This window comes from Gordonia amarae NBRC 15530, assembly GCF_000241345.1.
GTDB lineage: Bacteria > Actinomycetota > Actinomycetes > Mycobacteriales > Mycobacteriaceae > Gordonia > Gordonia amarae.
Genome location: NZ_BAED01000046.1, coordinates 139,953 through 153,476 on the forward strand (window position 1 = coordinate 139,953; position 13,524 = coordinate 153,476).

The 13,524-nt window shown below is 71.6% G+C and carries 13 protein-coding genes; 9 read left to right on the forward strand and 4 right to left on the reverse strand.

From position 1 onward, the window contains the following. Positions 1-38: 38 nt before the first annotated feature. A complete protein-coding gene (locus GOAMR_RS12935; RefSeq protein WP_005188239.1) occupies positions 39-917 on the forward strand; it encodes a 1,4-dihydroxy-2-naphthoate polyprenyltransferase in 879 nt (292 codons plus the stop codon). 71 nt (positions 918-988) lie between these two features. Continuing rightward, positions 989-2,488 (forward strand): sensor histidine kinase, encoded by a 1,500-nt coding sequence (locus tag GOAMR_RS12940; RefSeq protein ID WP_005188242.1) that lies wholly within the window; start codon positions 989-991, stop codon positions 2,486-2,488. Between the two features lie 50 nt (positions 2,489-2,538). Here GOAMR_RS12940 and GOAMR_RS12945 read toward each other — a convergent pair whose 3' ends face one another. After that, positions 2,539-3,228, reverse strand: a complete 690-nt coding sequence (locus tag GOAMR_RS12945; protein WP_005188244.1) for a response regulator transcription factor — start codon at positions 3,226-3,228, stop codon at positions 2,539-2,541. A gap of 35 nt (positions 3,229-3,263) precedes the next feature. On the opposite strand from GOAMR_RS12945, the gene GOAMR_RS12950 reads away from it, so the two are divergent. Beyond that, on the forward strand, positions 3,264-3,998 hold the full coding sequence (locus GOAMR_RS12950; RefSeq protein ID WP_005188246.1) for a metal-dependent transcriptional regulator: 735 nt from the start codon (positions 3,264-3,266) through the stop codon (positions 3,996-3,998). A 21-nt stretch (positions 3,999-4,019) separates the two neighbouring features. Here the strand turns inward: GOAMR_RS12950 and GOAMR_RS12955 are convergent, their stop codons facing one another. Both GOAMR_RS12955 and GOAMR_RS12960 read right to left on the reverse strand, forming a co-directional pair. Beyond that, on the reverse strand, positions 4,020-4,889 hold the full coding sequence (locus GOAMR_RS12955) for a Clp protease N-terminal domain-containing protein (RefSeq protein ID WP_005188249.1): 870 nt from the start codon (positions 4,887-4,889) through the stop codon (positions 4,020-4,022). Next, positions 4,886-5,161, reverse strand: a complete 276-nt coding sequence (locus GOAMR_RS12960; RefSeq protein ID WP_005188256.1) for a helix-turn-helix domain-containing protein — start codon at positions 5,159-5,161, stop codon at positions 4,886-4,888. The genes GOAMR_RS12955 and GOAMR_RS12960 overlap by 4 nt, the downstream gene beginning before the upstream one ends. 202 nt (positions 5,162-5,363) lie before the next feature. Here GOAMR_RS12960 and GOAMR_RS12965 point away from each other — a divergent pair, with 202 nt between their 5' ends. From GOAMR_RS12965 to GOAMR_RS24810, 6 genes are read left to right on the forward strand one after another with little or no spacing between them, the layout of a single operon-like run. Beyond that, positions 5,364-6,017, forward strand: a complete 654-nt coding sequence (locus GOAMR_RS12965) for a response regulator transcription factor (protein WP_005188258.1) — start codon at positions 5,364-5,366, stop codon at positions 6,015-6,017. Beyond that, positions 5,984-7,207, forward strand: a complete 1,224-nt coding sequence (locus tag GOAMR_RS12970) for a sensor histidine kinase (protein ID WP_005188268.1) — start codon at positions 5,984-5,986, stop codon at positions 7,205-7,207. Before GOAMR_RS12965 ends, GOAMR_RS12970 begins: the two co-directional genes overlap by 34 nt. Beyond that, on the forward strand, positions 7,204-8,274 hold the full coding sequence (locus GOAMR_RS12975; RefSeq protein WP_050942709.1) for a DUF8320 family protein: 1,071 nt from the start codon (positions 7,204-7,206) through the stop codon (positions 8,272-8,274). The genes GOAMR_RS12970 and GOAMR_RS12975 overlap by 4 nt, the downstream gene beginning before the upstream one ends. Beyond that, positions 8,271-9,530: a sensor histidine kinase gene (locus GOAMR_RS12980; protein ID WP_005188273.1), complete on the forward strand. Its 1,260-nt coding sequence runs from the start codon at positions 8,271-8,273 to the stop codon at positions 9,528-9,530. Before GOAMR_RS12975 ends, GOAMR_RS12980 begins: the two co-directional genes overlap by 4 nt. Beyond that, positions 9,527-10,645: a DUF8320 family protein gene (locus tag GOAMR_RS12985; protein ID WP_005188274.1), complete on the forward strand. Its 1,119-nt coding sequence runs from the start codon at positions 9,527-9,529 to the stop codon at positions 10,643-10,645. The genes GOAMR_RS12980 and GOAMR_RS12985 overlap by 4 nt, the downstream gene beginning before the upstream one ends. A gap of 53 nt (positions 10,646-10,698) precedes the next feature. After that, entirely contained in the window at positions 10,699-10,944 is a 246-nt protein-coding gene (locus tag GOAMR_RS24810) for a hypothetical protein (RefSeq protein WP_138943713.1), read from the forward strand. Between the two features lie 27 nt (positions 10,945-10,971). On the opposite strand, the gene GOAMR_RS12990 is transcribed toward GOAMR_RS24810, so the two are convergent. Then, complete coding sequence (locus GOAMR_RS12990) at positions 10,972-13,524, reverse strand: FtsX-like permease family protein (RefSeq protein WP_005188276.1); 2,553 nt, start codon at positions 13,522-13,524, stop codon at positions 10,972-10,974.

Consider the following 13,524-nt stretch of genomic DNA (forward strand, 5'->3'; position numbering starts at 1 on the left):
CTGAACCGGCGCAGTGCGGCGCGTGCGAGGATCGGACGGTGGCTACCGCACAGCAGTGGATCCAGGGCGCACGCCCGCACACCCTCCCCAACGCGATCGCACCCGTCGTCGCGGGCGTCGGCGCGGCCGCGGCCGCCGTGGGCGCGGGCGATGTGTCGTGGTGGCGGGCGGCGCTGGCGCTGCTCGTGGCGCTCGCGCTGATCGTCGGCGTCAACTACGCCAACGACTACTCCGACGGCATCCGCGGCACCGACGACGAGCGGGTCGGCCCGATGCGGCTGGTCGGTTCCGGTGCGGCCGCACCCGCCGCCGTCAAACGGGCCGCGTTCGCCTGCTTCGGCGTGGCCGCCGTCTGCGGACTGGTCCTGGCCGTCAGCACCGCCTGGTGGCTGGTCGTGGTCGGCGCGGTGTGCATCGCGGGCGCCTGGTTCTACACCGGCGGCGCCAAGCCGTACGGCTACCTCGGCTTCGGCGAGATCGCGGTGTTCGTGTTCTTCGGCCTCGTCGCCGTCATGGGCACCCAGTTGGTCGCCGCGGACACCGTCGACTGGGTGGGGCTGGTGTGCGCGGTGGCGATCGGCTGCTTCTCCAGCGCCGTGCTGGTGGTGAACAACCTGCGCGACATCCCGTCGGACACCGAGTCGGGCAAGATCACCCTCGCGGTGCGGCTCGGCGACGCCCGCACCCGGATCCTGTTCTGCGCACTGCTGGCGGTGCCGCTGATCGCCTCCGTGGTGCTGGCCGCGGCGACGTGGTGGGCGCTGATCGGCCTGCTCGCGGCGCCGCTGATCTGGGTGGCCTCGGCGCCGGTGCGCGGCGGCGCCATCGGACCGGCGCTGATCGTGTCGCTGGCCACCACCGGCCGTGCGATGCTGCTGTGGGCGGTGGCCACCGCGGTGACCCTGGCCGTCGGGTAGATCCGGCAGGTTCTTAGCGCACCCTGAGAAGCGGTGGCGGCCGGACCGGAGGTCGCCCTACTGTCGGGCCCGTGTCACCCACCACCGACAGCCGCAGCCCCGGCGCGGGCCGGTGGCTCGGCCCTGTCCGGACGCGGCTCACCCTGGTGGCCACGGCGGTGGTGATCGTGGCGATGGCGGTGGCCGCGGCCGGGATGCTGCTGACGATGCACCGCATCCTGATCCGGAACGCCGAGTCGGCCGGCGCCACCCGGGCGCAGCAACTCGCGCACGCGCTCGAGGCCGACGGCCTGCACGCGGTGACGCCGCTGATGCTGGCCCGCGACCCCAATGTGTCCGACGTCGTGATCATCGACGCCGAGGGCGAGGTGCTCAAGTCCAGCGTGGTAGGTGTCCGGCCACTGCTGGGCAGTCTGCGGCCCGGGCAGACGAAGGTCGTCCGCGATATCCAGGTGGTCGGCCGGTACGACTACAAGTACACCGTCAGCGCGGTCGGGGTGCAGACCACCGACGGCCCGCTCACCGTGCTCGTCACCACCGATCAGGGACCGATCACCACCTCGGTGCTCACGGTGGCGTTCACCATCTGCCTGGTGTTCCCGGCCATCATCATCGCCGTCGCGTTGCTCACCTACTTCCTTGTCGGCCGCGCGCTGCGGCCCGTCGACACCATCCGCAAGCAGGCCGACGCGATCTCCGGCGGCGACACCAGCCGGCGGCTGACCGTCCCCGCCACCGGCGACGAGATCGCCGAACTCGCGAGCACCATGAACGCGATGCTCGAGCGCATCGAGCATTCCCGCTCGCGGCAGCTGCAGTTCGTCAACGACGCCTCACACGAACTGAACAGCCCGCTGACCACTCTCGTCGGCCTGCTCGACCTGTCCCGGGCGACCGGGACGCCGATCGACGTCGACACCGTCGAGACGATCATGCTCCCGGACGCCCTGCGCCTGAAGCAGCTCGTCGAGGACATGCTGGTCCTGGCCCGCGCCGACGAGAACGGCATGACCACCCGGATCCAGAGCGTCGATCTCGACGATGTGGTGCGTGCCGAGGTGACCCGGATGCGGGCGCTGGCCCCGGCCACGGTGTCGTCGGAGATCGTTCCCGCCCGCGTCGACGGCGATCCCGGGCAGCTCACCCGGGCCATCCGCAACATCGCCGACAACGCCGCCCGGCACACGCGGAACGAGTTGTCGCTGCGCATGTCCCGCGACGATCGGGAGCGCACCGTCGCGGTCACGATCGCCGACGACGGCCCCGGCATCCCCGACGCGGAGAAGGCGCGGGTGTTCGACCGGTTCGTGCGTCTGGACGCCGCCCGCGACCGCGGGCAGGGCGGCTCGGGTCTGGGACTGGCGATCGTGACCGAGATCGTCCGCGTGCACCGCGGGCAGGTCGGCGTCGCCGACAATCCGGGCGGCGGGGCGGCGTTCACGATCACCCTGCCGCTGGCCACCGAGGATCCCGACAGTGGTTCCGAATCTGTTGTGGCAGAAGCCGTCTGGGATGACATCGGAGGGTCGGCAGCCGGCGGCCGTCCCGGGACGACGGGGCGCATAACATGACCGGATCATCGAATCCCGTTGCCCTGGTCGATGTCTCGGGAAGCGCGCGCTCAGGACGTGTGCGCGCCGCCGTCGGCCGCCAGCCGGTAGCCGTGACCGCGGACCGTCTCGATCGCCTTGCGGCCGAACGGGGCGTCGACCCGGCGGCGCAGGTAGCTGATGTAGACCTCCACCAGGTTGTCGTCGCCACCGGCGTCGGAGTCCCACACCGAGGCCAGGATGTCGGCCTTCGAGCGGACCTGCCCCTTGTGCCTCATCAGATACTCCAGGACGGCGAATTCCCTTGGGGTCAAAACGAGTTCGGTATCCCCACGGTGGGCGGTATGAGCGCCCGGGTCGAGCGCCAGGTCACCGGCCGACAGCACCGCCGGACGCTCGGGAGCCCCACGGCGGGCCAGTGCGCGCAGCCGGGCGATGAGCACCACCACCGAGAACGGTTTGGTGAGGTAGTCGTCGGCGCCGAGGTCGAGGGCGTCGGCGAGGTCGTATTCGCCGCTCTTGGCGGTGAGCATGAGCACCGGCGTCCACACCCGCTCGGCGCGCATCCGGCGGACCACCTCGTAGCCGTTGAGGCCGGGCAGCATGATGTCGAGCACGACCACGTCGAAGTGCGCACTCCGCGCGGCCTCGAGGCCGGTCACGCCGTCGCCGGCCACCTCCACGACCCAGCCCTGCGACATGAGCGTCCGCCGGACGGTCTCGGCGACATTGCGGTCGTCTTCCACCAGCAGGATGCGCATGTCCTGACTTCTACCCCTTCTCACGGCAGGCCGGTATGTACCAGCACTCAACCCTAACCGTCACACCCGGGGCCACGCCGCCGCCCGGCACGCCCCGGCTCGCCGAGGCGGTGTCGGAGACGGCCGTCACCTATCTGCGGACCATCTACAACCTCGGCGAGGACGGCGTGCCCGCCCGCCGGGCCCGGCTGTGCGACCGGCTCGGGCTGTCGAGCCCGACGGTGTCGCAGATGGTGGGGCGGCTGCAGGCCGACGGACTTGTCCGCGTGGCGCCCGACCGGCAGGTCCAACTCACCGGCGACGGCCTCGCGCTGGCGCTGTCGTCGACCCGCAAACACCGGTTGGCCGAACGGATCCTCGTCGACATGCTCGGCGTGCCGGTGCTCTCCGCGCATGCCGAGGCGTGCCGGTGGGCGCAGGTGATGAGCGACGAGGCCGCCGAGGGCGCGGCATCGGCGCTGGTCGGGCCGCTCGTGTCGCCGTGGGGCAACCCGATCCCGGAGGCCGGTGGCACCCTGCTGCCCGTCCCCGGCGCCACCCGGTTGCCGGAGCTGCCCCGTGCGGGCGGACCGGTATCGGGCCGGGTGCGCTGGGTGTCGGAGGACGCCCAGGCCGACGACGGGTTCATGGCCGAACTCGTCGCCGCCTGCGTGGTGCCCGGGACGACGGTTGCGATCACCACGACGTGCACCGGCTACGCGCTGCGCGGTGTGGGCACCGTGCAGATTCCCCGCAAGCGGGCCCACACCGTCCAGGTCGATCTGGACTGATCGGCCACCGATCACCTCGGGTCAGGCATCCGCCCCGACCGGCGGCATCGAGTCCACGACCGCCTGACGCAGGTCCTCGATGCTCACCGTGGCCGTCGCCAGGACCGCGCGCGAGGCGTCGTCGGCGGTGTCGATGATGCCGATGAGCAGGTGGTGCGCGGTGAGTACGTGATCGCCGCGCTCGCGGGCGACGTTCACCGCCCCGCGCAGCGCCGACCGGGCGTCGGACCCGAAACGCATCCGGCCACCGCGTCCGCGCGGCCCGCGCCGGCCCCGGCCACCCTCCCAGGGGCCTTCCTCGTCACTTCCCGGCCCGAAACCACCGGGACCGAAACCAGCGGGACCGAAACCACCGGGACCGAAACCACCGGGACCACGGCGGCCGCGGCCACCCCGCCACTCTCCGGGTTCTCCTTCCGCCCCAGGTCCTTCCGGACCGCAGCCCCGGCCACCGGGACCGAAACCACCTGGGCCGAAATCACCGGGACCGGGCCGTCCGCGGCCCCGGCGCCGGTCGCCCCGGCCGTGCGGCCGCCGGCCCCAGCCGTCGGCGAGGTCGTCGCCGAACTTGCCGCGTACCGCCTCACGGACCTTGTCCAGGTCGATGCCGATGGCGCGCAGCGCCTCCCGGTCCTCGTCGTACCGTGCCGCCGCCTCCTGCGCGGGGTCGCCGACGCCGTGCTCGGCCCGGTAGGCCGATGCCGCGGCGCGGGCGCCGGCCAGTGTCAGACCACGTTCCCCGAGCAGTCCGAAGAGCGGGGCGCGGGCGTTGCAGAGCATCCCGAGGATGAGGTGGTCGTTGCCGAGGACGCGGTGGCCCAGGTCGCGGGCCTCCTGCTCGGCGAATCCGAATATCCAGCGGCGATCGTCTCGTGTGAATCGTTCAATCATTGTTCTGTCTCCTTCCGGCCGTCTCGGCCGGTGTCCTGTGCGTGTTTCTGATGCACGGCCTGGCGGCTGACCTGCAGAACCTCTGCGATCTGCTGCCAGCTCCAGCCCGCCCTGCGGGCGTTGGCCACCTGCACCTCCTCGAGCCGGTCGGCCAGGGTGCGCAGGGCGCGCACCGCGCCGAGCCCGCGAAGCGGGTCGTCGTCGGCGGCCAGCCGGGCGAGGGTGTCGGAGGTCTCCTCCTGGGCGGTTCCATGGCTGGGATCGTCGTGCATGGTGTCAGGTTATATTGACGGTCCACTGATTGTCAATAATTGTTGACAACACGATCCGCGCCGGGGATTCCCGGGTAGCGCGCGAACCCCCGGCCCCCCTTTATCGGGGTGAATGTCCGAGGTCTCGCCTAATGTCGAACTCTGACGAACACTGCGACGCGCGCCCAGGGGTGGCGCGCCGGGGGAGACGGAGGACCCAACGATGACCGCATGCCGGATAGGCATCGTGGAGGACCACACGGTCGTGATCACCGGTCTGCGCCAGTTGCTCGACGGCGAACCAGGCCTCGACATCGTCGCGGCCGCCCCGACCGTCGGCGAACTCCTGGACACCGGGCAGGGCATCGACATGGCCATCCTCGACCTGCGGCTGCCCGACGGATCGTCCCCCGCCGCCAACGTCGCCGATCTGCACGCCGCCGGCATCACCCGGGTGCTCGTGTTCACCTCCGGCGAGGAGCCGTACCTGGTGCGCACCGCCGCCCGGGCCGGGGTGCTCGGGGTGGTCAACAAGGCCGAACGCGACGCCGTCATCGTCGACGCGATCCGCACCGCGTGCCGGGGCGAGATGGTCCGGTCGCTGGACTGGGCGATGGCCGTCGACGGCGACACCGAGTTCACCGCCGCCGCACTCAGCCCCCGGCAGCGCGAGGTGCTGAGCTTGTACGCATCCGGTGAATCGGCCGCCCGGGTGGCCGCGCTCACCGAGCTGTCGACGGACACGGTCAACGACTACCTCGGCCGTATCCGGCAGAAGTACGCCGAGCTCGGCAGACCCGCATCCACCAAGACCGACCTGTACCGACGAGCCCTGGAAGACGGATGGTTGCCGTTTCCCCGGCGACGGCGCAAGTAACCGCCGGGCGGCCCGACCACGCCGCCGAACTCCGCATCGAGCGGCTGTTCTCGATCTTCGTCGGCGCCGGCTATCTGGGCTACGTGCCGCTGTTGGCCGGCGCCGTCGCCGACACCGCCCACCACACGGACCGCTGGTGGACACCGCTGGCCCTGCTGCTGGTCTTCGGCCCGGCGATCGTGCTGCTCGTGGCCGCGCTCACCCGGCACCGGACGGTGGCCCGCTGGGCGGCCCGCGGCGCCACCGCCGGATACATCGTCGCCACCTGCACCTTCGGCCTGGCCTGGGACGGACAACCGGTCGAGCACCTGTGGTTCCCGGCCATCCCCGGTGTCGCCGCGCTGGCCGCGGCCATCACCCTGCCGCCGGGCTGGGCGTTCACCGCGCTGTTCGCCACCGTCGTCCCGGCCAACATCTACCAGCACCTCACCCGCGAGCCCGGCCACACCGACAACCTGACGGTCACCATGCTGTTCTCGTTCTCGTTCGTGCTGCTGTTCCTGGCCGCGGCGATCGTCGCGGTGCGCACCGGGCGCATCCTGGACGCGACCCGGGCCAACGCTCACGCCGAGGCGGCGGCCGCCGCGGCCGCCGACGCCCGGCGCAGCCAGCGCAGCCACATCGACGCGCTGCTGCACGACTGGGTCATCTCGACGATGCTGGCGGCCGGACGACAGGGCAACACCGACTCCGTCCGCCGGCAGGCCGCGGTCACGCTCACCAAACTCGACTCGGGACCGATCACACTGGCCCGGGTGCCCGCGGCCACCGCGATGGCGCAACTACGCGCCGGCGTCCTCGACGTCGACCTCACTCAGGCGATCACCGCCCGCGTCGACGCCGGTGCCGTCGACCCTCCCGCCGATGTCGTCGACGTCATCGACGCCGCGATCTGCGAGGCGGTCCGCAACAGCATCCTGCACGCCGGTCCCGGCACCACCCGCACCGTCGCACTGCACATCACCGACCGCGGCATCGACGCGACCGTCGCCGACGACGGCGCCGGATTCAGCCCCGGCGACGTCCCTCCGCACCGGCTGGGCCTGGCGGTCAGCGTCCTCGGACGACTGCGCGAACTCCCCGGCGGCAGCGCCGGCATCACCACCGCCCCGGGCGAGGGCACCACCGTCGACCTGCACTGGGCCGACCCCGAATCGTATCCGCCGCCCGGCCGCCCGGGGACGCGATGACACGGCAGCCCGGTCCCTCGGCGCAGATCTCGACGGGCGATGTCCGCGAGTTACTCGGCATGAACACCCGCAACGCGCACCTGGTCGCCGCGTTCTTCCTGGTCGCGCTCACGGCCCAGCTCATCGTCTCCGTCCGGAGCGGCAGCGCCCTGCTGCCCGGCCTGGTGGTGCTGGTCCTGGTCGCGCTGGCCGCCACCGGGCTGCTCGCCATCCCCGCCGATCCGCTCCCCCACTGGTACGTGGCGGCCGTCGCCATCTGCGGGCCCGTCGCCGTCTACACCTCGCTGACCGACACGCCGCTGCCGCCCACCCGCCCCGAACAGACATGGCAGCTCGGCGCGTTCACCGCGGTCACCACCTACATGTGTGTACGCGGCCGGGCCGGTGCGGCGTGGCTGGTGCAGTGCCTGGTGGCGGGCACGTTCATGCTGTGGACAGAGCTACACGGTGACGGCGCCGCACAGGGCCTGGCGATGGCCGCCCTCAACTTCGGCCCACTGTTCATGGCAACCCTGTTCGCGTTCACCATCAGTCCGGCCGCGGCGAGCATCTACGAGCTACGCCGGCGCGCCGTCGAACGCAACGCCGCCCAGGTGGCCTCCCTTGCCGCCGTCGCCGAACACGACGCACAGATGCGCGCGCTCAACCACCAGGTGCGGCCGATGCTCGAACGGATCACCTGGCCCGCCCCGCTCACCGACTCCGAACGCGACGAGTGTCTCGCGCTGGAGGCCGCGCTCCGCGACGCCCTGCGGGCACCGATCCTCGCCCACCACGACCGCACCGCGCGGGCCGCGGCCAGGGCGCGCGACCGTGGCGTCACCGTCGTGATGGTCGACGGCCACGGCCTCGACGAGGTGACCGGTCCCGCCCGCGAGGACGTGCTGGACCGGCTGGCCGACGCCCTCGACACGGTGACCGCCGGGTCGATCATCATCCGGGTTCTGCCCCCGGGCCGTAACCTGGTCGCGACCGCCGTGATCGACCCCGACTCGGGCACCGCACCCGCGGGCAACTCGACCGGGCCGGCATCCCGGGCCACCCGACTCGAATTCGCGATGCCATGACGCCGGCCACCTCCCCCGCCCCGATGGCGGGAACCCCGAACAGTGACATCCCGAACAGCGACATCCCGATCAGTGACATCCCGATCGGTGACACCCCGATCAGCGATGATGCCGCCGAGACCCGCATCGAGCGACTGTTCGGCATCGTCGTCGGCAGCTCCTACCTCGTGTACCTGATCATTCTCAGCCCGTCGATCGTCTCGAACACCGATCTGGTCGGCCGCTGGTGGACGGTGCCCGCGGTGGCGGTGGTGTTCGGGCCGCCGTTGATGTTGCTCGGCGCCGCGATCGGGCGGCACCGGCGTGTCGCCCGACTGGCCGCGACGGCCACGGCGTACGGCTACCTCGTCGCCGGGATCACCTGGCTGCTCGCCTGGAACCACGAGTCGTCGCCGGTGACGCTGTGGTATTCGATGGTGCCGGCGTTCGCCGCGCTGGCAGCGGCGATCGTCATGCCGGCCCGGGCGACCATCGGCTATCTGTGCGCGGCGGTCGTGCTCGCCTGCACCACCGAGTACCTGGCGCGCCCCGACGACAAGGCGGGGGTGCTGCCGCTGTCGGTCGCGTTCACCCTGTCGTTCACGCTGCTGTTCGTGGCCGCCGGGGTGATGACTCTGCGGACCGCGCGTCTGCTCGACGAGACCCGCACCGGCACCTACGCGGCCGCGGCCCAGACCGCCGCGACGCTGGCCCGGCAAGCACATCGAAGCAAAATCGATGCGCTGCTCCATGATTGGGTGATCTCCACGCTGCTGGCAGCGGGCAGGCAGGGCAACGTCGAGAGCGTCCGGCAGCAGGCGCTGATCACCCTCGACAAGCTCGACGCCCAGCCGCTCCCGGCCACCATGGTCCCGGTACGCGCCGCGCTGACCCAACTGCGCGCCGGGGCACTCGCGGTGGATCTGTCGCCCCGGGTCGAAACCCTGACCCGCCCCGAGGCCGCCGGGTTGGCCATCCCCGCCGAAGTCGTAGACGTGCTCGACGCGGCGGTCAGTGAGGCCGTCCGCAACTCGGTCCTGCACGCCGGGCCGGACGTCACCCGGCAGGTGACGCTCAGGGCCGACGCCCGATCGCTGACCGTCGACGTGCTCGACGACGGCTGCGGCTTCGACCCCGCCGCGGTTCCCCCACATCGACTGGGTGTGGCGGTCAGTGTCCTGCGCCGCGTCCGCGCGCTCGACGGTGGCGCCGCGCAGGTCGTGTCGGTGCCGGGCGCGGGTACCGCTGTCCATCTGTCCTGGGTGGTGCCCGGATGAGGGCCCCGTGGCGCGGCCGGCCCGCCGGTGACCCTGAGAATCTCGCCGGTGACCCCGGAAACACCGAGTCGGGTGTGCGGTCCCTGCTGGGCATGACCACCCGCGCCGCGTGGGCAGTCCTCGTGCTGTTCCTGGTCTCCAAGACCGTCCAGGTGATCATGGTCTCCGGTGACGTCCATCCCCGGTGGCCGAGCATCGTGCTGCTGATCGTGCTGGCCCTGGGCGGCCTGGCGCTGCTGGCCGCGCCGGGTGACCCGCTACCGTGGCCGATCGCGGCGGCGATGGTGGTGACCGTCCCGGTGCTGCTGTATGTGGTGTTCACCACCACGCCGGCGCCGACGACCGCCCCGCAACAGACCTGGCCACTGGGGATGGTGGCGGCGACCTGCATCTACCTGAGCATCCGCGGCCGCACCGGCGCCGCGTGGGCGCTGATGATCGGGTGCACCGTGGCGTGCGTGGTGTGGACGGTCACCACCGATCAGGGGATCGGCGCGGCCGGCCGCCTCATGGCCACCACGATCGCGGGCCTGGTGGCGGCCACCCTGTTCTCGCTGACCATCCGGCCGGCCGTCCGCAACATCTACGAACTGCGCAACCGCTCGGTCCAGTCGAACGCGGCGCAGGTGGCGGCCCTGGCCGTCCTCGAGGAGAACCGCGAGCAGATGCGGTACCTGGACGCCGAGGTGCGGCCCACCCTCAACCGGATCGCCCGGCCCGAACCGCTCACCGACACCGAACGTGAGCACTGCCGCAGGCTCGAGGAGTCGCTGCGCGACAGACTGCGGGCACCGGTCATCGCCGCCGACAAGGGTGCCTCGGGTGCCGCGGCCCGGGCCAGGGCACGCGGTGTCGAGGTGGTCATGGTGGACGCACACGGGCTCGACGACGCCCCCGCGCAGGTGCGGTCGTCGGTGCTCGCCGGGTGTGCCCGTGCGCTCGATTCGGCGGCGACGGGATCGGTGGTGGTGCGGGTCCTCCCGCCCGGGCGCGCGTTGCTGGCGACCGTCGTCATCGACCCCGGAATCGCGGGCGCCGAACCGGTCCGGCTGGAGTTCGGCACCGACGGCGAGCCGGTCGGCCGAACGGACGATCTCGCGGGTGAACCGGCTTAACGACTGCTGAAACCCGCCGCCGCCGAACGGCCGGGCTGACTACACTCGCCGGTATGCACGATGGTGAAGAATGTTCCGGCTGCGGCCATTCGCGCCATGCGCACGAGCATCACCGCGCGGGCCTGGACTGCTCGCAGTGCGGCTGCCCCGGATTCACGAGGCGGCGCTGGTGGCAGCGTAAGCGCCGCACCCGGCACATCGCCGCGCCGCTGCCGTTCGTGCGGCGGCTGCACACCGGTCCCGTGCATCCGCTGCCCCCGTCGCAGCGGCCCCCGGCACCGCGGCGTAAGTCGAGCTGAACCGCCGGTTGTTCTCGGGCCGCCGGCTTATTCCTGCGCTATCGACTCACTGATGTTGAGCCGGGCGGCCCGCATCGCGGGGATCAGCGCACCGAGCAGACACAGCCCCACCGCGATCGTGACGAAGAGCAGCGTCGACGGCTGCGGCGAGTATTCGACGCCGACGGACGTGGTGGCCGACAGGATCTTGTCGGCCAGCCAGTGCAGCACACCGCCGACCAGGATGCCGGTCGCCGACCCGACGATCGCGACGGCCGCCGCCTCGGCGAGCACCATCCGGGAGATGAATCTGCGGGAGGCGCCCATCGCGCGCAGCACCCCGAGTTCGCGGCGGCGTTCGATGACCGACAGCAGCAGGGTGTTGAGCAGGGCGATCGCGGCGGCACCGGACACGATCCACTGGATCGCGACGGTGAACGCACCGGACTGCTCCACCAGTTGCTTCGACGATTCGAGAGCCTCGGCGCCGCTGTGCACGTCGACGGGTTCGCCGCCTGCCGACGGATTCTCCTCGGCGATCCGCTCGATCGCCGCCCGCACCTGTGTGGCGTCGGCGCCGGGTGTCAGCGTCACCTGCAGGTAGGTGGCGCCGGGCCGGTCGAACCAGTCGCGCAGCAGGTCCAGCGACATCGCGGCGGTGCCGGAGTCCATCGACACATAGTCGACGGTCGCGAGCACCGTGGTCTCGTGGTAGCCGGTGGGGGTGGCCAGCCGGACGGTGTCGCCGGCCTCGACGTCGAGGGTGCGGGCCAGCACCTTGGAGAACACCATGCCCTTGCCCGCCAGCATGGCTCGGCGGGCGTCGGCGGGCGATTTCTTCATGAACGGGGCGAGCGAGTCGGTGGTCAGCCCCTGCACGATGATCCGGGCCTCGCCGACGTTGACCGTGGCCCACTGGCCGTCGGCGACCCCGGCCACGCCCGGCACCTGCCGGATCTGCCCGGCGATGGCCGCCGACAACAGCGGGTCTGTGGGCAGTTGCCCGAGCGGCTGTGAGGCCACATAGAAGTCGGGGTCGTCGAGCCCGTCGAGCGAATCAGACATCGAGGAGACCATGTTGGCCAGCGCCCCGGAGGTGCCCATGCCCACGGCGATGGCCACCGCGACGGTCATCAGCGTCGCCCAGGCGCGGCGCGGCGCGCGTTCGGTGTTGACGGCGGCGAGCCGGCCGGGACCGGAGAACCACCGCGCCGCCCGTACGACGAGCCACACCAGCGGACCGGTCAGCCCGAAGCACAGCAGCAGCACGCCGACGGCGTACACGGCGCCGGCCACGATCGCCGGCCGGCCCGGAATGTTGAGCGACACGACGAACGACCCGACGATGACGACGAGCCCGGCGACTGTAGCCGCCCACCGGAGCACACCGCGGGTCGACGCCGATTCGGCCACCTCGCCCTGAGACATCGCCTCGACGGGCGAGACCGTGAACACCGACCGGGCGGCCAGCATCGTCGCCGCGACGCACGCCACCACGCACGCCAGCACGGCGATAATCGGCGCGCTCACCGGCAGGTGGTACTGCGTCACCATGCCGCCGTGCGAGTCACCGGAACCGGCCGACACGGCAGCGCGGCCGCCGAGGATGCCGAGCGGAACACCGATGAGTCCACCGGCCAGGCCGTACACGGCGGACTCGCCGAGCAGATCGGTCACGAGGTGGCCGCGTTTGGCGCCGAGCGCCCGCAGCATCGCCATCGCCTGCCGCCGCGAGGCCACGGCCATGTTCATCGTGTTGAACACCAGGAAGGCCGCGATCACCAGCGAGATCAGCGACACCAGGAGGGTGGCGTCGCGGGTCACCGAGGTGGCGGTCTCCATCTGCTTGGCCCGGAATCCGGGGTCGACGACCACGGCGCGGCCGTCGACGATGCGGTTGATCGCGGTGCGCAGGTCGGCCGTCGACACCCCGTCGCGCGGCACGATGAGGATCGAGTCGAGTTTGCCTTCCTTTGCGGTGAGCCGTTGTGCCAGACCGAGATAGGCGAACACGAAGCCGCCGGCGTTGAGGCCGTCACCTCCGGCCACATCGAGCACGGTGACCCCGATCCCGTTGACGGTGGTCCGCTGACCCTTGGTCAGGCCGGTACCCGGGCCGGCGATCACCCCGCCGGCCAGCTGCTCCTGACTGAATTCTTCTTGGCCATCGCTGCGGGACATGGCTTTTCGAAGATCACCGGACAGCGACGACACCCTGAAGTCCGAACCCAGCAGCGGCACAGACCTGTCCGCGTCACCCGGATCGGAACCAGTTGCACCAGTGGGGATCCGGGCGGTACCGCGCACCATCGGAACCACGGCCCTCGCGCCGGGCACCCCGGCCCGGATCTCGCCGGCGATCCCCGCGTCCAGACCGGCGTCGCCGATCGCGGTGACCTCCAGCTTCGCCGCCCCGCTGATCGCCGAATTGAACTGCCGCACAGACTCGGTCATCGATCCGTAGGTGCCGAGCACCGCGATCAGCAACGCCGAGGACACCACGACCACCGACAGCGAGGTGAGAACCCGCAGCCGGTGGGTGCGCAGTTCACGCAGGTTGATCAGGCGGATCCGGGTGGCTGCCGCAAGCAGTGTGCTCAT